Below are 24,631 nucleotides of genomic sequence, written 5' to 3' on the forward strand. Positions count from 1 at the left end.
ACCGAGGAGATGTTTCCGTGTACCTGTCCCGCCGTGCCCTGCTCCGCTCCACCGCACTCGGGTTGCTGGCCGTGCCCGCCGCCGCGTGCTCCGATTCCGGTAGTGCGGGTCCGGCGCTGGTCCGTGAACGACCCACCCTGACGCACGGTGTCGCGGCGGGGGACGTGCGAGCCGACGGTGCGCTCGTCTGGGCGAGGTCCGACCGTCCCGCCACGATGATCGTGGAGACCTCGGCCACCGAGTCCTTCACCGACCCGATGCGGTTCGAGGGTGGACTGCTCACTCCGGACACGGACGGCACCGGACGGCTGCGGCTGACCGGACTACCCGCAGGGCAGCAGGTGCACTACCGGGTGACTCTCGAAGGCGACGACGGCGCCACCTCGGAGGCGGTGACGGGTGTCTTCCGCACCGCTCCGAGCGCCGCAGGGGACATCCGGTTGCAGTGGTCCGGGGACACGGCTGGTCAGGGGTACGGAATCAATCCGGACATCGGCGGAATGCGAATCTTCGACACGATGGCCGCGCGCGACCCGCACCTGTTCCTGCACTCGGGCGACGTCGTGTACGCCGACGGTCCGCTGAAGGAGTCCTTCACGCTGCCGGACGGACGCGTGTGGCGGAACACGGTCAGTGAGGCGAAGAGCGCGGTCGCGCAGACGCTGGACCAGTACCGCGGCCAGTACGCGTACAACCTCACCGACGACAACTACCGCAGGTTCAATTCCTCTGTGGCGCAGATCGTTCAATGGGACGATCACGAGACCGTCAACAACTGGTACCCCGGTGAGGTCCTCGATCTCGACACGTACACGGAGAAGAACGTGGACGTGCTGGCGCAGAGGGCATTCCAGGCGTACCACGAGTGGCTGCCGACGGAGCCGGCCGACGCGGTCGACGGTCGCGTCTACCGCAAGATCGGGTACGGGCCACTGCTCGACGTGTTCGTCCTCGACATGCGCACCTACAAGGACGCGAACGGGGTCAACACCGGTGCGGCCGGGCAGATTCTCGGTGCGGCCCAGAAGGACTGGCTGATCCGGGAACTCGGTGCGTCCACGGCGACGTGGAAGATCATCGCCAACGACCTCCCGCTCGGGGTGGTGGTCCCGGACGGCGACACCGCGTTCGAGGGCGTCGCGAACGGGGAGCCCGGTCAGCCGTCGGGCCGGGAATCCGAGATCGCCCAGGTGCTGTCGGCGATCAAGGCGGGGCGGATCACCGGGACGGTATGGCTCACTGCGGACGTGCACTACACCGCCGCGCACCGGTACTCTCCCGACCGCGCCGCGTACAAGGATTTCGACGAGTTCTGGGAGTTCGTCTCCGGTCCACTCAACTCGGGCGGCTTCGGTCCGAACGACCTCGACGCCACGTTCGGCCCCGAGGCCGTGTTCGTGCACGCGCCGCCCGCACCCAACTCGTCGCCGCTCGACGGATACCAGCACTTCGGTGAGGTGTTCATCGACGGGCAGACGTCGGAGTTGCGGGTGGACCTCCTCGACGCGGCCGGGACGGTGCTCTTCAGTCAGCTGCTGCCGCCGCCGGCGCGCTGATCGTCTGAACCAGGCCAGTCCGGATCTTCTGGACTGGTCGGCTGGTCGGTAAAGATTCCGCCGAGAGGGGCGCCGATCCGGAACTGCTCCAGGCGAAACACGCCCGTACCTCCCTCTTTGGGGCCGTAGTGCGCGACCGCTGCGGCCAGGAGAAGCATGCACGCGAGGGTGATCAGTGTCGTCATGGATTCGAGCTTCGCCAGAACTGGCTTTGAGTTGAATAGCCAAGAGGTTGATACTGGACTGCATGATGACTCGCGTACTCGGTGCACGCTCCCTGGCCAGGGACCTCGGCAACTGGCAGGACGACAGCAGCCGGCGGTCGGCCGCGCGGCCCGCCTACCGGGCGCTGGCCGACGGGATCCGCCTGCTCGTGCACGACGGCCGCATCCCGTTGGGGGTCGCGTTGCCGAGCGAGCGCGAACTGGCGTCGATGCTGGAGTTGAGCCGGACCACGATCACGTCATCGTATTCGGTGCTCCGGGACGAGGGGTATCTCATCAGCCGTCAGGGGTCGCGCAGCACTGTCGCGCTGCCGCTCGGGGCACGGCAGAACGGGCTGATGTTCCGGGCGCACCAGCCCGGTTCCGACAGTTCGGTGGTCGATCTCAGCTATGCCGCGATGGCCGCGCCCGCGGAGGCGGTCGAGCAGGCCTACGCCTATGCGTTGCAATCGCTTCCGCAGTTCCTGCCGACGCACGGAATGGAGCCGGTCGGGATCGGCGCGTTGCGGGACGTGATCGCCGCCCGCTACCGGGCACGAGGGCTGGAGACCTCGCCCGAGCAGATCATGGTCACCTCCGGTGCCCAGCATGCACTGCGGCTGCTCCTCAACGTGCTCACGGCGCCGGGGGAGCGGGTGCTGGTCGATCACCCCACGTACCCCAACGCGCTGGAGGCGATCCGCAGGGTCGGTGCGCGTCCGGTCCCGGTCCCGGTCCGTCCGGAGGGCGGGGCGTCCGGGGCGTGGGATCTCGACGGAATCCGCAGCGCCGCCCGGCAGACCGCGGCCCGGATGGCGTACCTGATCCCGGACTTCCACAACCCCACCGGACTGTGCCTCGACGGGTCCGGGCGGGCCGAATTGGCGCGGATCGCGCGCGACACCCGCATGACCCTGGTGGTGGACGAGACGATGGTCGACCTGTGGCTGGATGAGCCGTCCCCGGGGCCGGTCGCGGCGCACGGCAGGGGAGCCGCGAAGTCGGAGGTCGTGACGATCGGGTCGGCGGCGAAGTCGTTCTGGGGCGGGCTGCGCGTCGGCTGGATTCGCGCCGATCCGGCCCTGATCACCCGGCTCGCCGGGGCGCGGGCCGCGGTCGATCTGGGCACGCCGGTGATGGACCAGCTCGCGGCGGCGCATCTGCTCTCCGACGACGAACTCGTCCTCGCACGACGCCGGGCGGAGCTGCGGGAACAGCGGAGCGCGATGCTCGACGCTCTCGCCGACCGCCTGCCGGACTGGATCTCGACCATCGGTTCGGGAGGGATGTCGCTGTGGCTGCGCATGCCCGCGCCGGTGTCGACGGCGCTGGCCGCGACGGCCCCCAACTTCGGGGTGCTGCTGGCGGCGGGACCGCGCTTCGGTGTGGAGGGCGCGTTCGAGCGGTTCGTCCGGCTCCCGTACGCGCGGACGTCCGACGAGCTGCGCCGCGGTGTCGACTGCATCGCGGCAGCGTACGACACGCTGGCCGTCGACCGTGAGCTCGCGGAGCCGTCCCTCGTCGTCTGAGCCCGTGAGTGGCGAAGCGTGCCGGGACACGCTTCGCCACTCACGTGGGGATCAGGTCCAGACGGTGTCGATGTCGACGCCTTCGCGGGCAGGCGGGGTGGGTGCGCCGGCAGGGGTGCGGGAGAACCGCGGCGCCGGGGCGTGCTGGGTGACGCCGTCGAGGTCGATCAACGACCCGCGGGCGGCGATGTGCTCGTTGGACGGCGCCTCCGCGAACGTCAGCACGGGCGACACGCAGGCGTCGGTGCCGAGGAAGATGGCAGCCCACTCGTCGCGGGTCTTCGACAGGAACTTCTCGGCGAAGACCTTCTTCATCTGCGGCCACGCCGAGATGTCCATCTGCTGCGGCAGTTCGGCGGGATCGAGTTCGAGGCCCTGCAACAGCAGGGCGTAGAACTGCGGCTCGATCGAGCCGACGGCCATGTACTTGCCGTCGGACGTCTCGTAGGTGTCGTAGAACGGCGCGCCGGTGTCGAGCAGGTTGACGCCGCGCTCGTCGGACCAGACGCCGCGGCCGCGGAACGCCCACATCATGTGCGACAGGGCGAGTGCGCCGTCGACCATCGCCGCATCCACGACCTGGCCCTTGCCGGACGACTGGCGCTCCACCAGCGCCGACAGGATCCCGAAGATCAGGAACATCGAACCGCCGCCGAAGTCGCCGACCATGTTCAGCGGCGGCACGGGACGTTCACCCTTGCGGCCGATGGCGTGCAGGACACCGGTCAGTGAGATGTAGTTGATGTCGTGCCCGGCGGCGCTGGCCAGCGGACCCTCCTGGCCCCAGCCCGTCATCCGTCCGTACACGAGCCGCTCGTTGCGCCCGAGGCAGACGTCGGGGCCCAGGCCCATGCGCTCGGTGACCCCGGGGCGGAAGCCCTCGATCACGACGTCCGCGCGCTCGATCAGGCCGAGGACCTTCTCGACCTGCTCAGGGTCCTTCAGGTTGGCCTCGACGACGCGACGACCACGCTGGATCTGGTCGTACGGGCCGTCCGGCGGAATCACTCCGGGACGCTGGACGCACACCACGTCGGCGCCGAGATCGGCCAGGAGGGCGGCGGCGTGCGGGCCCGGTCCGAGGCCTGCGAATTCGACGACGCGAATGCCCGCGAGGGGGCCCTTCTTCTCTGTAACTGGAGCAGACACGCGAGTTCCTCATTCCGGTGCGAGACAACCTGTCGAATCGACGTTAACTTGCGGGTGCCCGGCCGTGTGCCCCGGGTCACCGGAGCCGCCCCGGGTGACCCCGCGCTCTTGCCTGCCTGCGGGTCCGCGGGGCACAGTTGATTCATGAGTCTTCAGGGTGAGCTCGTGAGTTTCGTGGCCAGCACCGATCTGGACGTCTCGGAGATGTTCTACGTGGAGACCCTGGGGCTGACTCTCGTCTCACGGGACGAGTTCGCGTTGGCCCTCGATTGCAACGGCTCCCTGCTCCGGGTCACGCTGGTGCAGGCGAAGGCCGACACCGGGTACACCGTGCTGGGGTGGAAGGTCGCCGACCTGAACAAGGTCGTCGAATCACTGCGCAGCAAGGGCATCGAGTTCACCGAGTACCCGGGGATGGATCAGGACGAGCATGCGGCCTGGCGCGCCCCGGACGGCATCCGCGTCGCGTGGTTCCGGGATCCGCACGACAACGTGCTGTCGCTGTTCGAGGATCCGAACTGACCGGCGTCAGGGGCGGGCCGCACCGCGGCCGGCGAGTAGTGCCTCGGTAGCGTCCCACAACCGCGCGGCGAGTTCGGCGTCACGTGCGTCCTTGCTCGGGTGAACAACCTTGCAACCCTTGACGTATTCGCCGGTGAACTTGCCGCTCTCCGTCGCGGTGGCGGTCCAGACCACCGTTTCCGCAGCCTTCGCGACGTCGGCCGTGAACGGGGTCAGGAGCGTCCCCACCACCTGGTGGCCGAACAGCAGACCCCGCCCGAGGGAGGTGCCGCGGACGAAGCCGGGGTCGGCGCAATTGACGACCAGCCTCGCGGGATCGGACCGGCGCGCCAACTCCCGCGTGAACAGGGTCAGGGCGAGTGTCGAGTTGTTGTACGCACGCTGGCCGTGGAACGTGTCCTTCGTGCCGTCGAGGTCGTCGAAGTCGAGGTGCCCGCCCCGATGTCCCGACGAGTTGACGTCCACTATGCGTGCCGGATGCCGGTACCCGGCGGCGTCGGCAGTCGACGCCGCAGCCATCGCCGGAGCCAGCGACGTCGCCAGCACGAACGGCGCGAGGTAGTTCACGGCGAACATCTCTTCGATGCCGTCGACCGTCAGCTGACGACGCCCCACGGCGATGCCGGCGTTGTTCACCAGCACGTCGATCCGCGGGAACCGGTGCAGCAGTTCCTCGGACAGCTTGCGGGCCCGATCGAGCGAGGACAGGTCGGCGAGCGCCGAATTCAGCCGGTCGCGATCGGCGCTCTCGGACAGTTCGGCGATCACCGCGTCGATCCTGTCCTGGTCCCGGCCGACCAGGACGACGGTGGCCCCGCGGCGTGCGAGTTGGCGGCAGGTCTCCAGGCCGAGCCCCGAGGTGGCACCGGTGACCACCATGGTGCGGCCTGCGAGATCGTTCGACTCGGTCATTCTCGCCTCCCGAATGCAGGTCTCTACGAGAGTAGGGCAACCGGGAGGGACGCACCGTGGAACGAACCGACGGCGCGGCCACGGGTGAGGCCGTTACGTATGCGGCTCGCCGCGGGTTCGGCCTAGCGTCGGTGTTCGTACCCCAGCCAAGCGCGTCGACGCTCGCCGAGCGGATCGTTCTCCACCCGGCTCGTGTCGTCGATGATGAGCGTCTCCCGGCGCTCCGGCGAGTACCGGGGCCATCCGGGTGCCGGGGTCCCGTGCCGGGCGAAGTGCAGCCAGTGCGACTGGACGGTGTCGGTGACGGCCCGCAGCCCGCGGCGGCCCCCGAGCGCGGTGAGCAGCCGCGCCCACGGCCCGGTCAATCCGAACACCGCGTACATCTCCGTGGCGTGGGTGGCGCCCAGCCCGAGGACACGGAGTAGCCGGGGTGCGAAGTCGTACCGGTAGCTGTAGGTCGGTGCGATGGTCGTGTGGCCCTGTGCGCACAGGACGGACGGTTCCCAGAACGTCACGTCGCCGCCGAGGTCCGCTGCCGCACGCCGACCGGGATAACCGGGGTAGGCGGCGATGGCCCGTTCCTTCACCGACGCGTCCACGTGCGAGAACATCTTGTCGATCCGGGTGGGATCGGTGGGCAGGATGTTCAGGAACCGGGGAAATACCCTGCCCTCGTGGCGGTTCGTGCCGATGATCAGCGGCACCGGGTGCCCGGAACCGGAAGCGAAACAGTCGAGCGGATGCGTGGGAAGGAAGAAGCCGTCGACGACGGGCGCGAACGCGCGGGTTCCCGGTTCCTCGTCGGCGCCCCGGTGCGCCAGTGTCGTCCCCGCCTCGACGAAGTCGGCCGGGTCGGCGGTCTCGAGCCACGTCGCGGCGTCGGCGAGCGGGACCCCAGCGATCTCGAGGAATTCGCGCGACCACCGCGCGGCCCGCTCGGGGTGATACGCGGACGCCACCGGAGGGCTTTCCGCGATGGCCCGTGCGAACAGTCCTTTCGCGGCGGGGGTGGTCATCAGTGTGGTGACGGCGTTGGCGCCCGCGGATTCGCCGAAGACGGTCACGTTGTCGGGGTCGCCGCCGAACTCGGCGATGTTGCGTTGCACCCATTCGAGTGCGGCCACCTGGTCGCGGAGTCCGAGGTTGGAGTCGAAAGGCCGTGCGGGGGTGGAGAACTGGGTGAAATCGAGGTATCCGAGCGAGCCGAGGCGGTAGTTGATCGACACGTACACGATGTCGCCGCGGCGGACCAGCGACTCACCGCTGTAGAGCGACGAGGACGAGGACCCGCCGGAGTAGGCGCCGCCGTGGATGAAGACCATCACGGGTCGCGATCCGGATGCGGACCCGGGTGCGAGCACGTTCAGGGTGAGACAGTCCTCGTCGGTCCCACCACCCTGCGGTGCCGGGGACCCGAAGTGGAAGGCCCGCCGGACCCCCGACCACGGCTCGACCGGTTGCGGGGCCCGTAACCGCAGAGGCCCGACCGGGGGAGCGGCGTAGGGGATACCCCGCCAGGCAGTCAGGTCGTCGTCGATCCGGCGCCCTCCGACGGCGCCGGCATCGGTGTGGACCTCGAGAGCGTTCACAGGCCCTGCCCGTAGTAGCCCCGGTACCCCTCCCAGGCCAGCCTGCGCTCCCGGCGCGGATCGTCCTGGACGGTGGTGACGGTGTCGAACACGAGTGTTGCCCTCCTGTCGGTGTCGTACTTCGGCCATGACGCCAACGGTGTTCCCTGCGAGGAGAAGTGCAGCCAGTGCCGCTGCACGGTGTCCGTCACGTCCTTCAGTCCGCGACGACCGCCCGGTAGGGTGAGGCCGCGGCCGATCAGGGTGTCGGCGATGTCGAACACCGCGAACAGCTCGAATCCGTGTGTGGCGTCCAGTCCGAGCCATTTCATGGCGCGCGGAGCGAAGTCGAAACGGTAGCTGAAGGTGGGGGCGAACGCGGAGTGGGCCTCGGCAAGTTCGATCGACGGCCTCCAGAACGTCAGATCGCCGCCCAGGTCGACGGCCGCGTCCGGCGCCGGGTAGCCGGGATACGCGGCGGTGACGCGGGCCTCGGCGCCCGGGTCGGTGAGTGCGAACATCCGCCCGATCCGGTCGGGGTCGGTCGGCAGCGCGTCCAGGAGTTTCGGGAACAGGGTGCCCTCACGGGCGTTGGTACCGATGATCAGCGGAACCCGGTGCGCCGAGCCGTCGGCGAACGCGTCGAGCGGCGGCTTCGGCAGGAAGTCGCCGTCGATCACGGGGCCGAACGGGTGCAGTCCCGGCGTCTCCGACAGCACCTTCGCGCCGAGACGATTTCCGGCCCGGCCCAGTGCGCCGACCGGTGACGAGGTGAGCGCCTCCGCGGCGGTGTCGGGTTCGGCCCCGAGCAGCGTCACGTAGTCGGATGCCCACCGGGCGGCGCGGTCGGCGGTGGTGACGAGGCCGGGGGCGGAACTCTCCGAGATCGCCCGTGCGAACAGTCCTTTCGCGGCGGGGGTGGTCATCAGTGTGGTGACGGCGTTGGCGCCCGCGGATTCGCCGAAGACGGTGACGTTGTCGGGGTCGCCGCCGAATTCGGCGATGTTGCGTTGCACCCATTCGAGTGCGGCCACTTGGTCGCGGAGTCCGAGATTGGAGTCGAAAGGTCGTTCGGGGGTGGAGAATTGGGTGAAATCGAGGTATCCGAGCGAGCCGAGGCGGTAGTTGATCGACACGTACACGATGTCGCCGCGGCGGACCAGCGACTGGCCGCCGTAGAGCGCGGTGGCCGACATGCCCAGCGTGTACGCGCCGCCGTGGATGAACACCATCACCGGACGCGTCCCGGACGTGCCGGGCGTGGCCAGCACGTTGAGCGTCAGGCAGTTCTCGCTACTCGGCTGATACTTGCCCGGCCGGAGGGCGGTGAACTTCTTGTGCTGCACGGCGGCGTCGCCGAATTCCGTGGCGTCGAGTTCACCGGACCACGGCGTGACGGGCTGGGGTGCGCGCAACCGCAGCGGCCCGACCGGGGGAGCCGCGTAGGGAATTCCCCGCCACGCGACCAGGTCGCCGACGCGCCGGCCACGGACCACCCCTGCGGTCGTCCTCACCAGCGTGTCGGTCGTGAGAGTGTCAGACGCCATGCCGGAAACTATACGGAGACCGCCTGAGGGGGCATTCACCTCCGCCGACGGTCTTCCGTTCGGCTCAGCGCCGCGCCTCCAGCAGCCGCAGCCACACCTCGCTCACGGTCGGGTACGACGGGACGGCGTGCCACAGCGTGTCGAGCGGCACCTTCCCGACCAGCGCGATGGTGGCGGCATGGATGAGTTCGCCGACGTCCGTGCCCGCGAACGTCGCTCCGACCAGGGTGTCGGTGGCACGGTCGACCACGAGCTTGGCGTGACCGCTGAAATCGTCGCGGGCCAGTGACGAGCCGGCGACGGCGATGTCGACCTCGACGGTCTCGACGTCCACCCCGGCGTCGCGCGCCTCCTGCTCGGTGATCCCGACGGCCGAGACCTCGGGATCGGCGAACACCACCTGGGGAACCTGGCCGTGGTCGGCGGTCGCCCGGAATCGGGCCCCCTCCAGAGCCCTGCCCTCGGCGCGGGCGGCGATCACGTCGCCGCAGACACGGCCCTGGTACTTGCCCATGTGGGTGAGCAACGCGCGGCCGTTGGCGTCGCCGACGGCGTACAACCATTCGTCCGCCGTCGTCAGATGGTCGTCGGTGGTGAGGTATCCGTGCGAGTTCAGCAGTCGCGTGTCGAGGCCGAGCGCCGACGTCGCCGGAGTGCGCCCGGTCGCGACGACGACCTCGTCGACGACGAGCGGATCCTGTCCCGCCACGTCCAGAGTCACCGGACCGCCGTGGATGCGGCCGATCCCCGTGTCCCAGGCGTCGGCCCGCTCGACGCCGCGAAGCTCCGCGCCGAACAGGATTTGCGCACCCTTCTTCTCCAGCGAGCGGGCCACCCGCTCACCGGCGAACGGCTCGTTCTTCGGGAGCAGTGCCCGGCCGCGCACCACCATCGTCAGTTCCTCGACACCGAGGTCCAGCAGCCACGTCGCGCTCTCACATGCCACGACGCCGCCGCCGATCACGGCGACCCGGCGCGGAACTTCTCTCAGGTTGGTGGCGTCCCGCGAGATCCACGGCAACGCTGCCCGAAGGCCGGGGGTGTCGGGGACCGCGGCGGTGGTCCCGGTGGCGACCACGATGGCGTGCCGGGCGCGCAGCTCGCGGGAATCGCCGACGCTCACCGTGCGGTCCCCGGTGATGCGTGCCGATCCGCGGATGACGTCGATCCCCTGCGAGTCGGCCCACATCACCTGCGACGAGTCGTCGTGGTTGCTGGTGAACGAGTCGCGTCGCGCCAGCACGGCGTCCACGTCGAGCGGACCGGCCGACACCCCGGGCATGTTGCGCGCGGCCCCGAGGACCTCACCCGGACGCAGCAACGCCTTGCTGGGCATGCACGCCCAGTAGGAGCATTCCCCACCGACGAGTTCGTGTTCGATCAGCGCCGCGGTGCGGTCGCTGCCCGCGATGGCGTAACTCGCCGCGTTCTCACCCGCGGGACCGCCTCCGATCACGATGACATCGAACTCTTCCGCGCCGCTCCCAGAGTCAGTCATACCTGTAACGGTAAGCCGGTCGGTGCTGGATGTCAGAGGTTCCGACGGGCCTCTCGCGTTGTTACCCGCGGGTAGATAGTGTGGCGGAATGAGACGGCAGAAGATTCTGATCACCGGGGCCAGCTCGGGACTCGGCGAGGAGATGGCTCGTCGGTTCGCCGCCCAGGGACGAGACCTCGCGCTGTGCGCGCGACGCGTCGACCGGCTCGAATCCGTGCGCGACGAGTTGCAGGCGGCGCATCCCGGGATCACCGTCGCCGTCCGGGAACTCGACGTCACCGACCACGATGCGGTGGTCCGGGTCTTCGGCGAACTGCGCGACGAGCTGGGCGGACTCGACCGCGTCGTCGTCAACGCGGGACTCGGCAAAGGGGCCCGGATCGGAACGGGCCGTGCCGACGCCAATCTCGCCACCGCCCGCACCAACTTCGTCGGTGCCCTGTCTCAGTGCGAGGCGGCGCTCGGGATCTTCCGCGAACAGAACTCCGGACACCTGGTGCTCGTGTCCTCGATCAGTGCCGATCAGGGTCTGCCCGGCCCGAAGGCGGCGTACTCGGCGAGCAAGGCGGGAGTGTCGGCCCTCGGCGAGGCGCTGACCGCGGAACTGGCGAAGAGTCCGATCATGGTGACCACGCTGCTCCCCGGGTACATCGCCACCGACATGTCGGGCAGGGCCGGGGACAGTGCCAAGATGACGGCCAGCCTCGACGACGGCGTCGATGCGATGGTCGCGGCCATCGAGAAGGAGACGAACCGCGCTGCGCTGCCGGGAATCAAATGGCGAGGAATCGACCTCGCGTTGAGGTTCCTTCCTCATGCGTGGACATCCCGGTTCGTGTAGGACTGACCTATGACGACCGCCCAGGAATCCTCGTCCCTCGGCCTGCAGCGTTCGAGGCCCCGTGTCGTCATCGTCGGGGGAGGGTTCGGCGGGATCCACGCCGCCCGGCGGCTCCGCGACGTCGACGTGGACGTCACCCTGCTGGACCGGGGAACCAGCCACCTCTTCCAGCCGCTGCTCTACCAATGCGCGACGGGGTTGCTCTCCGAAGGGGAGATCAGCAGCCCGCTGCGGCACCTGCTGCGCGGCAACCGCAACGTGCACGTCGCCCTCGGGGAGGCGCACGCGGTCGATGCCGTCAGCAGGGTCCTGACCGCCAGTCGCTTCGACGGATCCACGTTCGACCTTCCCTACGACTACCTGATCGTCGCGGCGGGAATGCGTCAGGCATACCACGGGCACGACGAGTACATCCAGTGGGCGCCGGGGATGAAGACCCTCGACGACGCGCTCGCCATTCGCCGAAAGCTGATCTCCGCCTTCGAGATGGCCGAATCGCTGCCCACCGCGGAGGAGCGCAGGCCGTGGCTGACCTTCGCCGTCGCAGGCGGCGGACCCACCGGAGTCGAACTGGCGGGCCAGATCCGGGAACTCGCCGTGCACGCTCTCGCCCACGAGTTCCAGTCGATCGACCCCTGCGAGGCCCGGGTGCTGCTGTTCCACGGCGGCGACCGTGTTCTGCAGTCGTTCAACCGGAAACTGTCCGCGGCGGCGCAGAGGACCCTCGACAAGGTCGGCGTCGAAACGCATCTCGGTGTCCACGTCACCGACGTCTGCGAGACCAGCATCGAGACGACGGCCAAGAACGCGGCCCGCACCAAGAAGCGCTACGGGGCTCGCACGATCCTCTGGACCGCGGGCGTCGAGGCCGTGCCGTTCGCGGGAGCTCTCGCGAATGCGCTGGGCGTGAAGCAGATTCAGGGCGGACGCATCGCCGTCGAACCCGATCTCACCGTGCCCGGACACCCGAACGTCTGGGTGATCGGCGACCTGATGTCGCTGAACGAGCTTCCCGGCGTTGCCGAGGTCGCGATGCAGGGTGGCAGGCACGTCGGTGGATGCATCGCCCGCACGGTCGCGGGGGGAACGCCCGACCGCAAACCCTTCAAATACCGCGACCTGGGGAGCGCGGCCTACATCGCCCGCAGGCACGCGCTGCTCCAGGCCGGCCCGATCCGGATGTCCGGGTTCATGGGCTGGGTGTCGTGGGGTGTCATCCACATCGCGTTCCTCGCCGGGTACCGGAACCGGTTCGGCACCCTGCTCAACTGGGGCGTCACGCTGGCGTCGCGGACGCGCCGGGAGCGGGCGATCACCTACGGCGATCCGCAGTCGGCGCGTCAGCCCTACGCCGAACCCGCGTCCGAGTCCTGACGTCACCAGCTCCGTGCGTCGAGATCGTGGCGGGCGAGGACGTTCGCCGCTCGCTCCCGGAGCGCGGCGTGGTCCGGACTGTCCAGCGACTCGAGCGCGAGGGTGTAGCTGCCGCCGAATCGGCTGAGATAGGCGGAGAGCCGGGTGCGGCTGGTCACGACACCCGGATGCACGGCTCGGGTGGCGATGCCGGTGGCGCGGTGACCGCCGATCGAGACGAGCGCCTCGGGTAGCGGTCCGATGTTGGAACACAGCACGTCCCGTTCGCCGGGGTTGCCCGTGAGGGCATGCGCCACCCGGTCGGGGACCAGTTGCAGCATCTCCTCCGGGAACCCGGCCGGACTCGTCATCGCGGGCGCGGAGAACGCCGCGCGGCTCGCAGCCCGCACGTCCGCGACGGTGTCCTGCGGGCCGACGTCCACCTCGACCATGGCGACGGAGTTCGCGGTGCCCGACGAGGTGGCCGCGCCCCGCAGGTCCATCGGCACACTGATCGTGAGCGGCCGGGATTCGCCGTCCCGCCGCGCCAACTCGGCCACCACGGCCAGGAACTGGCTGTTCGGGGTTCCGCCTGCCCGCTCCGCGGCGGCATCCCACCGTTCGGCGTCCACGTCCAGCACCGCCGACACAGGTGAGTGGCAAAGTGTGCCGGGCGACGCTTTGCCACTCACGTGCAAGAAGCGCCGGAGTTCCGCGCGCCGGGTCCCGCTCACCACGAGGCCGGCGACCGCACGCGCGGTTCCCTCCGTCACGCGGCGGGCGAGCCGGGTGGCGTCCCAGATGTCGGCGACAGCGCCGTCCGCACCGCCCGGAGTCGACGGGGGCAGGCCCTGCAGCGCCGCGGCGATGGCTGTCGCCAGTCCGCGCGCATCCGCGAGCACGTGCGAACACACCAGCGACAGCACCGTGCCCCCGTCAGCGGGTCGTGCGCACGCCAGACGCCAGCCGGGACCCCGCTCGGGGTCGACCGACAAAGAGCCCTGCTCGTCCGCCCACGCAAGGACCGTCCCGGCCTCGATCTCCGCGTATTCGACGGGGAAGGCGCCGGTGCTCGGCTCGAACCGGGGCCGCGCGCCGGGAATTCGCGGACGCACCACGCGCCTGCCGAGCGGTCCGCGAGCGAACTCTGCGCTCAGGGAATCGAGGGTCGAGGCATTCACGTGCCCGTCGGTACGCCACAGTCCCTGCATCACGATCGGCGTTCCCCACCCCCGATGGGTGCGCAGGAACATCTCGTCGACGACGCTCAATCGGGCGCTCACCAGCGAAGTGTACGACCGGTCGTGGTGAACCGCGGACGCCGGCCTCTGGACAGCCGGCGCATACTGGAAGTGCAGCGCTGCACAGACCGCACACGGAGAACACCATGGTTAGCGTCGAGAAATGGAGGGTGTGGGGTTCGGTCGTGGAAGTCGACGTCACCGAAGGTGCCGCGCTTCCCGAGGCCGCAGCGCTGATCGCGGCCGTCATCGACGAGGCCGAATCGGTCTGCGACATCCACCGCGGCGACGCCGAGATCCACGCCGTCAACCTCTCGCAGGGCGCGCCGGTGAAGGTCAGCCGGCGGATGTCCGCACTGCTGCGTTCGGCGCTCTGGGCCGCGCGGATGACCGACGGGGTCGTGAACCCGCTCGCCACCGAATCGCCCGACGAGGACCTGATCCCCACCGTGCACCCGGAACCGAGCTTCCTCGACGTCCAGATCGACGACGACGTCGTGTTCGCGCCGTGGGGCGCCTCGTTCGACATCACCGACACCGCCAAGGCCGACACGGTGGACCGGGCGGCGGAACTGGTCGCCCGCCAACTCGAGTGCGGGGCCGCCGTGCGTATCGGCGACGTCATCGCGACGGCCGGGCACTGTCCCGCCGGCGGCTGGCAGATTCCGGTGCCCGGCGACGGCGAGGTCGAACTGGTGAACGGGACTGCGATGGCGACGGCGTTCGCGCCCCCGGCTGCCGAACCGCCCACCGCCACCGAGTGGGAGACGGTGACGGTGATCGCCGACGACGCACTCTGGGCGTACGCGGCCAGCATCGCCGCCCTCGCCCGCGGTATCGGTGCGATCCGCTGGATCGAACAGCACGAGCTGCGGGCCCGGCTGGTGGACCGGTCGGGCCGGGTCTACACCACGGAGAGCTGGTGAATCACGCCCGTCCGCGCTGACGGCGGTACCAGCGCACCAGGCTGTCCGTCGACGAATCGCTTTGCGCGGCCGGTTCATCCGCGGCGGTGAGCACCGGCTGCAGCTCCACAGCCTGCGTCTTGCCGAGCTCGACACCCCACTGGTCGAACGAGTCGATGCCCCACACGACGCCCTCGACGAACACCTGGTGCTCGTACAGTGCGATCAGCTGCCCGATCACCGACGGGGTGAGCTTGGGCGCGAGAATCGTGGTGGACGGCCGGTTGCCGGGCATGACCTTGTGCGGCACCAGATTCTCCGGCGTCCCCTCGGCCGCGATCTCCTCGGCCGTCTTGCCGAACGCCAGGACCTTCGTCTGGGCGAAGAAGTTGCTCATCAGCAGGTCGTGCATGCTGCCGGTGCCGTCCGCGGTGGGCAGGTCGTCCGTCGGTTCGCCGAAACCGATGAAATCGGAGGGGACGAGCCGGGTGCCCTGGTGCAGGAGCTGGTAGAAGGCGTGCTGCCCGTTGGTGCCGGGTTCGCCCCAGAAGATCTCGCCGGTGGACGTGGGGACGGGGGAGCCGTCGGCGCGCACCGACTTGCCGTTCGATTCCATCGTCAACTGCTGAAGATAGGCCGGGAACCGCACGAGGTCGTTGGAATACGGCAGCACGGCACGGGATTCGGCGCCGAAGAAGTTCGAGTACCAGAGTCCGATCAGGCCGAGCAGGACCGGCGCGTTCTCCTCGAGCGGCGCCGTGCGGAAGTGTTCGTCCACGGCGTGGAAGCCGGCGAGGAACTCCGTGAACCGCTCCTTGCCGATCGCCGCCATCACCGACAGCCCGATGGCGGAATCGACCGAGTACCGGCCACCCACCCAATCCCAGAATCCGAACATGTTGGCCGTGTCGATACCGAACTCCGCCACCCGATCCGCGTGCGTCGAGACGGCGACGAAATGCTTTGCGACCGCTTCGTTTCCGAGGCCGAGACCGCCGAGCAGCCAGCGTCGCGCGGCGGTGGCGTTGGTGAGCGTCTCGAGCGTCGAGAACGTCTTGGACGCCACGATGAACAGCGTGGTGGCCGGGTCGAGGCCCTGCAGGCTGCGCACCAGGTCGGCGGGGTCGACGTTGGAGATGAACCGGACGCTGATGCCGGCGTCGGCGTAGTGCCGCAGCGCGCGGTACACCATCACCGGACCCAGATCCGATCCGCCGATGCCGATGTTGACGACGGTCTTGATTCTCTCGCCCGTCGCGCCGCGCCATTCACCGGAGCGCACACGATCCGTGAAGTCGCCCATGCGGTCGAGGACGTCGTGGACGTCGGCCACGACGTCCTGCCCGTCGACGACGAGAGACGCGTCGGCGGGCAGTCTCAGCGCGGTGTGGAGGACGGCGCGGTCCTCGGAAGTGTTGATGTGCTCGCCCGCGAACATCGCGTCCCGGCGTGCCTCCAGGTCGGCGCTGCGCGCCAGTTCGAGGAGCAACCCGATGGTGTCGCGGTCGATGCGGTGCTTGCTGTAGTCGATGTACAGGTCGCCCGCCGAGACGGTGAGTTCCTGCCCGCGTGCCGGGTCCTTCTCGAAGAGTTCTCGAAGATGGACGGACTGAATTTGAGCGTGATGATCACGCAATTTCTGCCAGGCAGCGGTTCCGGTGATGTCTGAGCTCACGAGATTTGAGCTTAATGCCCGCGCGTCGAAACTTCCGTGCGAACTTCACTTCCGTGCGAACTTCGGTGCGGCGCATGATGGACGTCATGGATGCTGTCGAACTCATGCGAACCGTTCCCACAACCCTCTTCCTCGGCGGCGAGAAGTGTGACGCCGAGAACGGCGCCACGTTCACCGTTTTCGACCCGGCCACCGGTGACGCCCTGACCGAGGTTGCGGACGCCAGCCCTGCCGACGCGATGAAAGCGCTCGACGCCGCGGTGGCGGTGCAGCGGGAGTGGGCGGCGACCCCGGCACGTGAGCGGGGGGAACTGCTCCGCGCGGTGTTCGAGAAGATCACGGCCCGGGCCGACGACTTCGTGCTGCTGATGACGCTGGAGATGGGCAAGGCGCTGCCGGAGAGCGCGGCGGAGGTCAAGTACGGCGCCGAGTTCTTCCGGTGGTTCAGCGAGGAGGCCGTGCGTATCGCCGGCCGCTACACACCGGCGCCCGCGGGGAACGGACGCATCCTGGTGACCAAGCAGCCCGTCGGACCGTGTCTGGCGATCACACCGTGGAACTTCCCGCTCGCGATGGGCACGCGCAAGATCGGACCCGCACTGGCCGCCGGCTGCACGATGATCGTCAAACCCGCCTCCGAGACGCCGTTGACGATGCTCCTGCTCGCCGAGGTGATGGCCGACGCGGGGCTCCCGAAGGGCGTGCTGTCTGTGCTGCCGACGTCGAAGTCGGGGGAGGTGACCGGTCCGCTGCTCGACGACCCCCGGCTGCGGAAGCTCACGTTTACGGGCTCGACCGGGGTGGGGCGGATGCTCGTCGAGAAATCGGCGAAGGGACTGCTGCGCACGTCCATGGAACTCGGCGGGAACGCGCCCTTCGTCGTCTTCGACGACGCCGACGTGGACAAGGCGGTGGCCGGCGCCGTCCTCGCCAAGATGCGCAACGGCGGCGAGGCCTGCACCGCGGCCAATCGCTTCCACGTCGCGAACACTGTGCGGGAGGAGTTCACCGCGAAGCTCGTCGACAAGCTGTCCTCGTACACACTCGGACCCGGCACGGATCCCGACACGACGCTCGGCCCGCTGATCAACGCGGACCAACTCGAGAAGGTCGGGGAACTGGTGCAGGACGCCGTCGGTGCCGGCGCCCGGGTGCGGCTCGGCGGGGTCGCCCCGGAAGGTCCCGGTTACTTCTACCCGGCGACCGTGCTGGACGAGATCCCCGCGCAGGCGCGGATCCTGAAGGAAGAGGTGTTCGGACCGGTGGTCGCGATCGCCGGGTTCGACACCGAGGAGGAGGGGATCGCCGCGGCCAACGACACGGAGTTCGGCCTGGCGTCGTACATCTTCACCCGCGATCTGGACCGTGCACTCCGGGTGGCCGACGCTCTCGAATCGGGCATGGTCGGCATCAACCGCGGGGTCATCTCGGACACCGCTGCCCCCTTCGGCGGCGTCAAAGCGTCAGGCTTCGGGCGCGAAGGGGGCAGTGAAGGCATCGAGGAGTACCTGGAGACCAAGTACGTGGCGCTCGAGCCGTAACGACCGCCGTCGGGGGACGGGCAGGCCGTTTCGGGAAATCAGTGACCGAGGCGGCCGCGCCCGAGGCGCAGCAGCAGCATGGCGAGTGTGTGGCCTTCCTGGCCGAGCTCGTTGAACCGCTCGAGCACCTTCATCTCACGGCTGTGGACGAGGCGGGGACCGCCGGACGCCATCCGCGTGCGCCCGATGAGCTGCGAGACCTCTGCACGGCGCTTGATAGCGGCGAGAATCTCGGCGTCGAGCTTGTCGATCTCCTGGCGGAGAACCTCGATCTCGGCCTCGCTGGTGGGCACAGCGGTTTCCTTGGCGGCTGATGCGACGGTCTGAGTGCTCATTGGTTCGTCTCCCTCTTGTCAGAACTTGGATCGTTGTTTCGGCTCGAGTCGTTACCGATCCAGGCTCGTTTGACGAAAAAAGCCCCGGATCCGGTGCGGACCTCGGGGCTCGTGAGCTGTTCAGTTCACGGGCACCGGAGGCCGGTACCCGTAAAAAAATCGCCACAGGGGGCGCGACGGCGGACTGAACATGTGTACCAGTTTGCCATGGCGGTACCGCGCAGGCCAAGCGGCTGTGACGCTGTCGGTACACGCCGGTAAGTTTGATAGTTGATGAACACTATCTCCGGCACCGCTTCTCCTCTGAGCACCACGTCGCCTTCACACGCCGCCGCACCGGCGCGCGCAGGGTCGGACGTGCTCCTCCAGGGCCTCAACCCACCGCAACGGGAAGCGGTCGTGCACGCCGGGTCTCCGCTGTTGATCGTCGCGGGTGCGGGCTCGGGCAAAACGGCTGTGCTCACCCGCCGTATCGCATATCTGCTGGCCGAGCGGGGGGTGATGCCCGGTCAGATCCTGGCCATCACGTTCACCAACAAGGCTGCCGCGGAGATGCGGGAACGCGTCGCCCACCTCGTAGGCCCCAGGGCCAACAGCATGTGGGTGTCCACGTTCCACTCCAGCTGCGTGCGGATCCTGCGAGCCCAGGCGGCGCTGCTCCCCGGCCTCAACTCGAACTTCTCCATCTACGACGCGGACGATTCGCGGCGGCTCCTGACGATGATCGCCAAGGATCTGAACATCGACACCAAGCGCTATTCGGCGCGGCTGCTCGCCACCCACATCTCGAATCTCAAGAACGAGCTCGTCGACCCGGAGCAGGCGAGCGCCGACGCCGACAAGGATCCGGCGGAACTGCCGCGGCTGATCGCCAAGGTGTACGGGCACTACCAGCAGCGGTTGCGTTCGGCGAACGCGCTGGACTTCGACGACCTGATCGGCGAGACGGTCGCGATGCTGCAGGCGTTCCCCCAGGTGGCCGAGTACTACCGGCGGCGGTTCCGCCACGTGCTGGTCGACGAGTACCAGGACACGAACCACGCCCAGTACATGCTGGTGCGTGAACTGGTCGGCGGCACCGCCGACGGCGAGGACGCGGACCACCGGGTCGCCCCGGCCGAGCTGTGCGTGGTGGGTGACGCGGATCAGTCGATCTACGCGTTCCGCGGCGCCACGATCCGCAATATCGAGGAGTTCGAGCGCGACTACCCGGACGCCCGCACCATCCTGCTGGAGCAGAACTACCGCTCCACTCAGAACATTCTGTCGGCGGCCAACTCGGTGATCTCGAAGAACACCGGCCGGCGTGAGAAGCGGCTGTGGACCGATTCGGGCGAGGGTGAGCTCATCACCGGCTACGTCGCGGACAACGAGCACGACGAGGCGTCGTTCGTGGCGTCCGAGATCGACAAGCTCGTCGATTCCGGCGACGCCAAGTTCGGTGACGTCGCCGTGTTCTACCGCACCAACAACTCGTCGCGTGCCCTCGAAGAGATCTTCATCCGGCTCGGCGTTCCGTACAAGGTCGTCGGCGGAGTGCGGTTCTACGAGCGCAAGGAGGTGCGCGACATCGTCGCGTATCTCCGTGTCCTCGCGAACGAGGACGACACCGTCAGCCTGCGCCGGATCCTCAACACGCCCCGCCGCGGCATCGGCGACCGCGCCGAGGCCTGTGTGGCCGTCCACTCCGAGCAACGGGGCATCAGCTTCGCGGAGGCGCTGCGGGACGGCGGTGAGGGTCGCGTACCGCTGCTGAACACCCGTTCCCAGAAGGCCATCGCGTCGTTCCTCGAGCTCATGGACGGACTGCGGGTGATGCTCCCGCCGGAGACCACTGTGGATGACGTCGTCCCCGACCAGCTCGGCGACATCGGCGACGTCGTCGAGGCGGTCCTGGAGCGGACGGGCTACCGCGCCGAGCTCGCGGCGAGCAGTGACCCTCAGGACGGGGCGCGTCTCGACAACCTCAACGAACTCGTGAGCGTGGCGCGTGAGTTCAGCTCCGACGCGCGGAACGCGGCGGGCCTCGTGGAACCGCCGGAGGACGGCGACGTCGACGCCCGGGACGGTGAACCCGATCCCGGTTCCCTCGCCGCGTTCCTCGAACGGGTGTCCCTGGTCGCGGACTCCGATCAGCTGCCCGACAACGACGAGGGCGTCGTCACGCTGATGACCCTGCACACCGCGAAGGGGCTCGAGTTCCCCGTCGTCTTCGTCACCGGGTGGGAAGACGGTCAGTTCCCGCACATGCGGGCGCTCGGCGACCCCACGGAACTGTCGGAGGAGCGCCGGCTCGCGTACGTCGGCATCACCCGTGCCCGGCAGCGGCTGTATCTGACACGGGCCGTCATGCGGTCGGCGTGGGGCCAGCCCATCCAGAACCCGGAGTCGCGGTTCCTGCAGGAGATCCCGTCGGATCTCGTGCACTGGCGCCGTGAGGACCCGGGCACCGGTATCGGTTCCGGTGGTGCGATCGGCGGTGGCCGTGCGCGTGGATCGGGATACGGCGGTCAGGGCTTCGGCGGCGGTTCCGGTTACGGCGGCGGGTCGGCAGGCACGCCGAGCTTCGGCGCCGCCCGTTCCCGCAACAACAACCTGGTGCTCACGGTCGGCGACCGTGTCAGTCACGACAAGTACGGCCTCGGCACGGTCCTCGAGACCAAGGGCGCCGGCCCGACCGCGACGGTCACCATCGATTTCGGCAGCGCGGGCAAGGTCCGGCTGATGCTGATCGGTGGCGTCCCGATGGTCAAGCTGTAGCGACGACGAAACGACTGCGGCGCATGCAATGCATGCGCCACAGTCGTGTGTTCGGGTGGAGCCGAAGGGTTTCGGTCAGTCCATCTCGGTGCCGAGACTGATGCCGCGGGAGGCCAGCCAGGGGAGGGGATCGATCTTGTTCTCGCCGGCGAGGTGGACCTCGAAGTGCAGGTGCGGGCCGGTGGAGAAGCCGCGGTTGCCGACGGTGGCGATCTGGTCGCCCGCCATGACCTTCTGGCCGACGGTGACGGTGGAGGTGTTGATGTGGCCGTAGACGGTGATGGTGCCGTCGGCGTGCTTGAGGCGGACCCACATGCCGAACCCGGAAGCAGGACCCGAGTCGATGACCTCGCCGTCGGCGACGGCCACGATGGGGGTGCCGATGGGGGCGGCGATGTCGACGCCCGCGTGCAGCGTGCCCCAGCGGCTTCCGAAGTTGGAGGTGAAGGTTCCCACGGCGGGGAGGACGAACAGGGGGCGGCGGGCAGCGGCTTCGCGGGCGGCGCGCTCTTCGCTGAAACGCTGTCCCTTGGCGAGAAGGTTGCTGAACTGTGACAGGTCGGTCGGGTTCGCGATGTTGAGGACCTGCGGGGCGTTCGACTCGGACGCGGCGGTGTCGGCGACCGTGGAGAACTGCGCGGCCTGCGGCTCGGCGGTGGTTCCGATGGTGCTCGACTCGTCACTGGCGAGGGCGACCTCGGAGTGGTCGGAGGAGCTGGACGATCCGCTGGTGACGGCGGCCTGGCCTGCGGCGACTACGGCACCCGCTGCCACTGCGAGGACTGCGGCGCGACCTTTGAGAGCTGAGGGGGGAGTCGGGATGCGGTGGGCTCCGCGGCGGGAGTGGGAGGGTGCGCCCTCGAAGGACTCGGAACCGCTGCGGGGGGTGAAGCCGGGAATCTCGGACTCGGTGTCGACGGTCTCGAAGCCGTTGCCGGCGTCGACGCTGTCGGGGGTGGAGCGTGTGGACTGCGAATTGCGGAAGAGCATGCGTGAAATCTCAGAACTATCGGTCTCGGGATAACGCTCGACCGACCTCGAGGGGTACGTGGGCGCGACTTCGTCGTTGTGACCCCGCAACTCGTCATCGTGGTGACTCACAAAACGGCTGGCCGTGAACTGGCTGCGATGGTGCATACGCCCGTCCCCCTCCTGCTCGTGACCTGCCTGTGACTTGGACCCTGGCGACGGTAACGAAACGGTTGCGATGCGCGCAACCTGTAACGCGGAGGAACGGCTACATGTGACGGGCATCACAAACTGAGCTGGGGAAACGTCGAACCCACTTTTCGTCTCGGTTCAATCTCGCCCCTGAATGCGCGTGTCACAACGCGGGGGAGGCAGTGGGTTAGCGCTAGCGTCGGCCTGTGGCGTCATCAACTCGATCTCCGGACGGGCGTAGGGCCGAGCCCGAACGTATTCCCTCGTCCGGCGGCACCGGTCGGACGGCCGTCGAGGAGCCCGAGCCCGCCCGTGCGCGCCGGGGGTGCGTGCTCGCGGTCGTCCTGGGTCTCGTCGGGGGTGTGGGAGTGGCCTCGGCGCCCGTGCTGCACGCCGTCCGTTCGGCCGACGGGGTGGCCGCGCCGTCGGCGATCGGCGCAGCCGCGCTGTGGGCTGCGGTCTTCGCCGTCGCGGCACCCGTTCTCGCCGTCCCCGCGCTTGTCGCCCGGCGCACTGCGGTGGCGGGTGCGCTGCTGGCCGGTGCCGGTGCGGTGTCCCTCGGCGCTGCCGTGCTCGACACACAGCTGTGGACGGACGCCATCGACGCTAATCGACTCGAACTGTTCCGGCCCGAGACGGCGGCCGAGCTCGCCGCCGGGCCCGGCGCGTACGCCGCCCTCGCCGGACACCTGCTGATCGCCTTCGCCGGCCTCCTCGGCATGGTCGCGGTCCACCGGGAATCGCTGATGGACGGTTACGGCGACGCCCGCAGCTCCGAACAGGTCGGACGGGCGACGGGCGCCCGTGTCGGATTCCTGCCGTCCGCGGTCGCGGTGGTCGCCGCCGTCGTGCTCGTCGGCGCGCTGTTCGCGCCCGCCTTCGTATCCGAGGATCCGGTCATCCTCGTCCCGACGGTCGTGGAGTCGGATCTGGCTGCGTCCGCGGGCGCCGGGGTCCTGGCGGCGGCCGTTCTGATCGTGGTCGCCTCCGCACTGGCGTCCATCTCGCCGCCCGTGGCGTCCGGTGCGCTCGTCGGGGCAGGTCTGGCCGCGCTCGGCGTGGTCGGGACGCGCCTGGTGGCCGGACTCGCCGCGGGCGAACGGATCCAGCCCGGGCCCGGCGCGGTGTGGGGGACCGTCGGCGCCGGTGTCCTCGTACTCGTCGGTGTCTGCATCCCGATGGTCGACCGGGCTCGCGACACCAGGATCCTGAAGACGCTCGCCACACCCTCGTCGTCCGCGCCTGCTCAGGGCGGCCAGGCGAAGAAGGGGGCCGTCACCCCGTCCGCGAAGGGCGTCGCCAAGGCGGCGCTGCGAGCCGAGGCCGCCGCGGCCCGCGCTCGGATCGCCCGCTGGCACGTCGCCGCCGGGACCACCGGAATCGTCACCGCCGTGCTGGCCGCCGCCGGTGCCCTGCTCCCCGTCCTCGACATCCCGGCCGACGCCGTGCGCCCCGACATCTACGCCACCCGGGTCGTGCTCGTGGCCGCCCTCGTGCTCGTCGTCGGCTGCGTCTGGCTGCTGCTGTCGGAGTTCGCCTCCACCGTCCGGCCCGCGGTCGGAGTGCTGTGGGTGACGATCCCGTTCTCCGTCGCCTCGGTGTCGCAGTCCGTCGTGCTCGCCACCGACGTCCCCGGAATCGGCGCCGGAATCGGTGCCGCGCTGCTGTGGTGTGCGGCCGTCACCGCCGGCGTTACCGGCGTGCTGACGTGGTTCGCCGGTTCGGCGGAACGCGAGGAGATCGACACGTCCGAGGAGCCGTCCACCTCGATCGCGGTCCTCGCGGTCGGGGGTCTCGGGGCGGTCGCCGCGTTCGTCGGACTGGGACTGCCGCTCTTCCACGGGACCGATGCACGCGGCGACGACTACGCGCCCGCGTCGTTCGCGGAGTTCCCGTGGAACCTCGACGTGTGGGGGCGCGTCCTACTGGGCGTCGCGGTGGTCCTCGCAGTGATCGTCGCCTCACGTGCCCGCCCGGCCCGGGCGGTGGCACTCCTGCTCGGTTCGGCCGTTGTGGTGGGGGTATACCTCCTGTCGTGGCCGCTCACCGCGGCCCGGGTGACCGATCCCTCAATGGGGGCCGGTGTCGTCCCGACAACCGTGGGCATAGTGTTGATTGCGGCTGCCGCGGCCCTCACGACACGCAGCAGAAATCGGTGAGGTCCGCCCCGTCGACCGCGGTGAGGCTCGCCTCAGTACTTCTGGTGAGGCTCGCCTCAATGCGTGTTATCGCGTGATGTGGACCACATAGCAGACACGCGGCCGCAGACCGGGCCCGGCAACTGGTTAAAGTCCAAAACAGACCCGCTCCTACCCCTCGAGCGGGTGTCAACGCA

19 protein-coding genes are annotated in these 24,631 nt (G+C 69.2%); 9 read left to right on the forward strand and 10 right to left on the reverse strand.

Annotated elements, in window-relative coordinates; all coding sequences use genetic code 11:
• Positions 1-17 precede the first annotated feature (17 nt).
• Complete coding sequence (locus tag G9373_RS25015; RefSeq protein ID WP_167117270.1) at positions 18-1,556, forward strand: alkaline phosphatase D family protein; 1,539 nt, start codon at positions 18-20, stop codon at positions 1,554-1,556.
• Here G9373_RS25015 and G9373_RS25020 read toward each other — a convergent pair.
• On the reverse strand, positions 1,529-1,741 hold the full coding sequence (locus G9373_RS25020) for a hypothetical protein (protein ID WP_206032596.1): 213 nt from the start codon (positions 1,739-1,741) through the stop codon (positions 1,529-1,531). The two genes, G9373_RS25015 and G9373_RS25020, sit on opposite strands and share 28 nt — an antisense overlap.
• Positions 1,742-1,803: 62 nt before the next feature.
• Here G9373_RS25020 and G9373_RS25025 point away from each other — a divergent pair, with 62 nt between their 5' ends.
• Complete coding sequence (locus G9373_RS25025) at positions 1,804-3,288, forward strand: PLP-dependent aminotransferase family protein (RefSeq protein WP_167117273.1); 1,485 nt, start codon at positions 1,804-1,806, stop codon at positions 3,286-3,288.
• Positions 3,289-3,339: 51 nt separating this feature from the next.
• Here the strand turns inward: G9373_RS25025 and G9373_RS25030 are convergent, their stop codons facing one another.
• Positions 3,340-4,437 (reverse strand): CaiB/BaiF CoA-transferase family protein, encoded by a 1,098-nt coding sequence (locus G9373_RS25030; RefSeq protein ID WP_005238498.1) that lies wholly within the window; start codon positions 4,435-4,437, stop codon positions 3,340-3,342.
• A gap of 144 nt (positions 4,438-4,581) precedes the next feature.
• Here G9373_RS25030 and G9373_RS25035 point away from each other — a divergent pair, with 144 nt between their 5' ends.
• Positions 4,582-4,959: a VOC family protein gene (locus G9373_RS25035; protein WP_005260002.1), complete on the forward strand. Its 378-nt coding sequence runs from the start codon at positions 4,582-4,584 to the stop codon at positions 4,957-4,959.
• 6 nt (positions 4,960-4,965) lie between these two features.
• Here G9373_RS25035 and G9373_RS25040 read toward each other — a convergent pair whose 3' ends face one another.
• From G9373_RS25040 to G9373_RS25055, 4 genes are all read right to left on the reverse strand, one after another.
• Positions 4,966-5,871 carry an SDR family NAD(P)-dependent oxidoreductase gene (locus tag G9373_RS25040; RefSeq protein WP_005259999.1) on the reverse strand — a complete coding sequence of 302 codons (906 nt, stop codon included), beginning with the start codon at positions 5,869-5,871 and terminating at the stop codon, positions 4,966-4,968.
• 122 nt (positions 5,872-5,993) lie between these two features.
• Entirely contained in the window at positions 5,994-7,460 is a 1,467-nt protein-coding gene (locus tag G9373_RS25045; protein WP_167117276.1) for a carboxylesterase/lipase family protein, read from the reverse strand.
• Positions 7,457-8,986 (reverse strand): carboxylesterase/lipase family protein, encoded by a 1,530-nt coding sequence (locus tag G9373_RS25050; RefSeq protein WP_167117279.1) that lies wholly within the window; start codon positions 8,984-8,986, stop codon positions 7,457-7,459. The genes G9373_RS25045 and G9373_RS25050 overlap by 4 nt, the downstream gene beginning before the upstream one ends.
• A 64-nt stretch (positions 8,987-9,050) precedes the next feature.
• Complete coding sequence (locus G9373_RS25055) at positions 9,051-10,484, reverse strand: NAD(P)/FAD-dependent oxidoreductase (RefSeq protein WP_167117282.1); 1,434 nt, start codon at positions 10,482-10,484, stop codon at positions 9,051-9,053.
• 88 nt (positions 10,485-10,572) lie between these two features.
• Here G9373_RS25055 and G9373_RS25060 point away from each other — a divergent pair, with 88 nt between their 5' ends.
• Together G9373_RS25060 and G9373_RS25065 are read left to right on the forward strand one after the other, a co-directional pair.
• Positions 10,573-11,325 carry an SDR family oxidoreductase gene (locus G9373_RS25060; RefSeq protein WP_167117285.1) on the forward strand — a complete coding sequence of 251 codons (753 nt, stop codon included), beginning with the start codon at positions 10,573-10,575 and terminating at the stop codon, positions 11,323-11,325.
• A 9-nt stretch (positions 11,326-11,334) separates the two neighbouring features.
• Entirely contained in the window at positions 11,335-12,699 is a 1,365-nt protein-coding gene (locus G9373_RS25065) for an NAD(P)/FAD-dependent oxidoreductase (RefSeq protein ID WP_005574893.1), read from the forward strand.
• Between the two features lie 2 nt (positions 12,700-12,701).
• On the opposite strand, the gene G9373_RS25070 is transcribed toward G9373_RS25065, so the two are convergent.
• Positions 12,702-13,961 carry a hypothetical protein gene (locus G9373_RS25070; protein WP_167117287.1) on the reverse strand — a complete coding sequence of 420 codons (1,260 nt, stop codon included), beginning with the start codon at positions 13,959-13,961 and terminating at the stop codon, positions 12,702-12,704.
• Between the two features lie 104 nt (positions 13,962-14,065).
• Here G9373_RS25070 and G9373_RS25075 point away from each other — a divergent pair, with 104 nt between their 5' ends.
• A complete protein-coding gene (locus tag G9373_RS25075; protein WP_037204797.1) occupies positions 14,066-14,845 on the forward strand; it encodes an FAD:protein FMN transferase in 780 nt (259 codons plus the stop codon).
• Between the two features lies 1 nt (position 14,846).
• On the opposite strand, the gene pgi is transcribed toward G9373_RS25075, so the two are convergent.
• Complete coding sequence (gene pgi / locus G9373_RS25080; RefSeq protein WP_005561939.1) at positions 14,847-16,499, reverse strand: glucose-6-phosphate isomerase; 1,653 nt, start codon at positions 16,497-16,499, stop codon at positions 14,847-14,849.
• 86 nt (positions 16,500-16,585) lie between these two features.
• Between pgi and G9373_RS25085 the strand changes: the two genes are divergently transcribed.
• On the forward strand, positions 16,586-18,040 hold the full coding sequence (locus G9373_RS25085) for an NAD-dependent succinate-semialdehyde dehydrogenase (RefSeq protein ID WP_206032597.1): 1,455 nt from the start codon (positions 16,586-16,588) through the stop codon (positions 18,038-18,040).
• Between the two features lie 38 nt (positions 18,041-18,078).
• On the opposite strand, the gene G9373_RS25090 is transcribed toward G9373_RS25085, so the two are convergent.
• Positions 18,079-18,375, reverse strand: a complete 297-nt coding sequence (locus tag G9373_RS25090) for a chorismate mutase (protein ID WP_005238528.1) — start codon at positions 18,373-18,375, stop codon at positions 18,079-18,081.
• Between the two features lie 273 nt (positions 18,376-18,648).
• Here G9373_RS25090 and pcrA point away from each other — a divergent pair, with 273 nt between their 5' ends.
• Positions 18,649-21,135 (forward strand): DNA helicase PcrA, encoded by a 2,487-nt coding sequence (gene pcrA / locus G9373_RS25095; protein WP_065489953.1) that lies wholly within the window; start codon positions 18,649-18,651, stop codon positions 21,133-21,135.
• A 75-nt stretch (positions 21,136-21,210) separates the two neighbouring features.
• On the opposite strand, the gene G9373_RS25100 is transcribed toward pcrA, so the two are convergent.
• A complete protein-coding gene (locus tag G9373_RS25100; RefSeq protein ID WP_043788909.1) occupies positions 21,211-22,272 on the reverse strand; it encodes a M23 family metallopeptidase in 1,062 nt (353 codons plus the stop codon).
• A 230-nt stretch (positions 22,273-22,502) separates the two neighbouring features.
• Between G9373_RS25100 and G9373_RS25105 the strand changes: the two genes are divergently transcribed.
• Positions 22,503-24,455 (forward strand): hypothetical protein, encoded by a 1,953-nt coding sequence (locus G9373_RS25105; RefSeq protein WP_167117290.1) that lies wholly within the window; start codon positions 22,503-22,505, stop codon positions 24,453-24,455.
• Positions 24,456-24,631 lie beyond the last annotated feature (176 nt).

The organism is Rhodococcus sp. A14, from assembly GCF_011603105.1.
GTDB classification, from domain to species: domain Bacteria; phylum Actinomycetota; class Actinomycetes; order Mycobacteriales; family Mycobacteriaceae; genus Rhodococcus_F; species Rhodococcus_F opacus.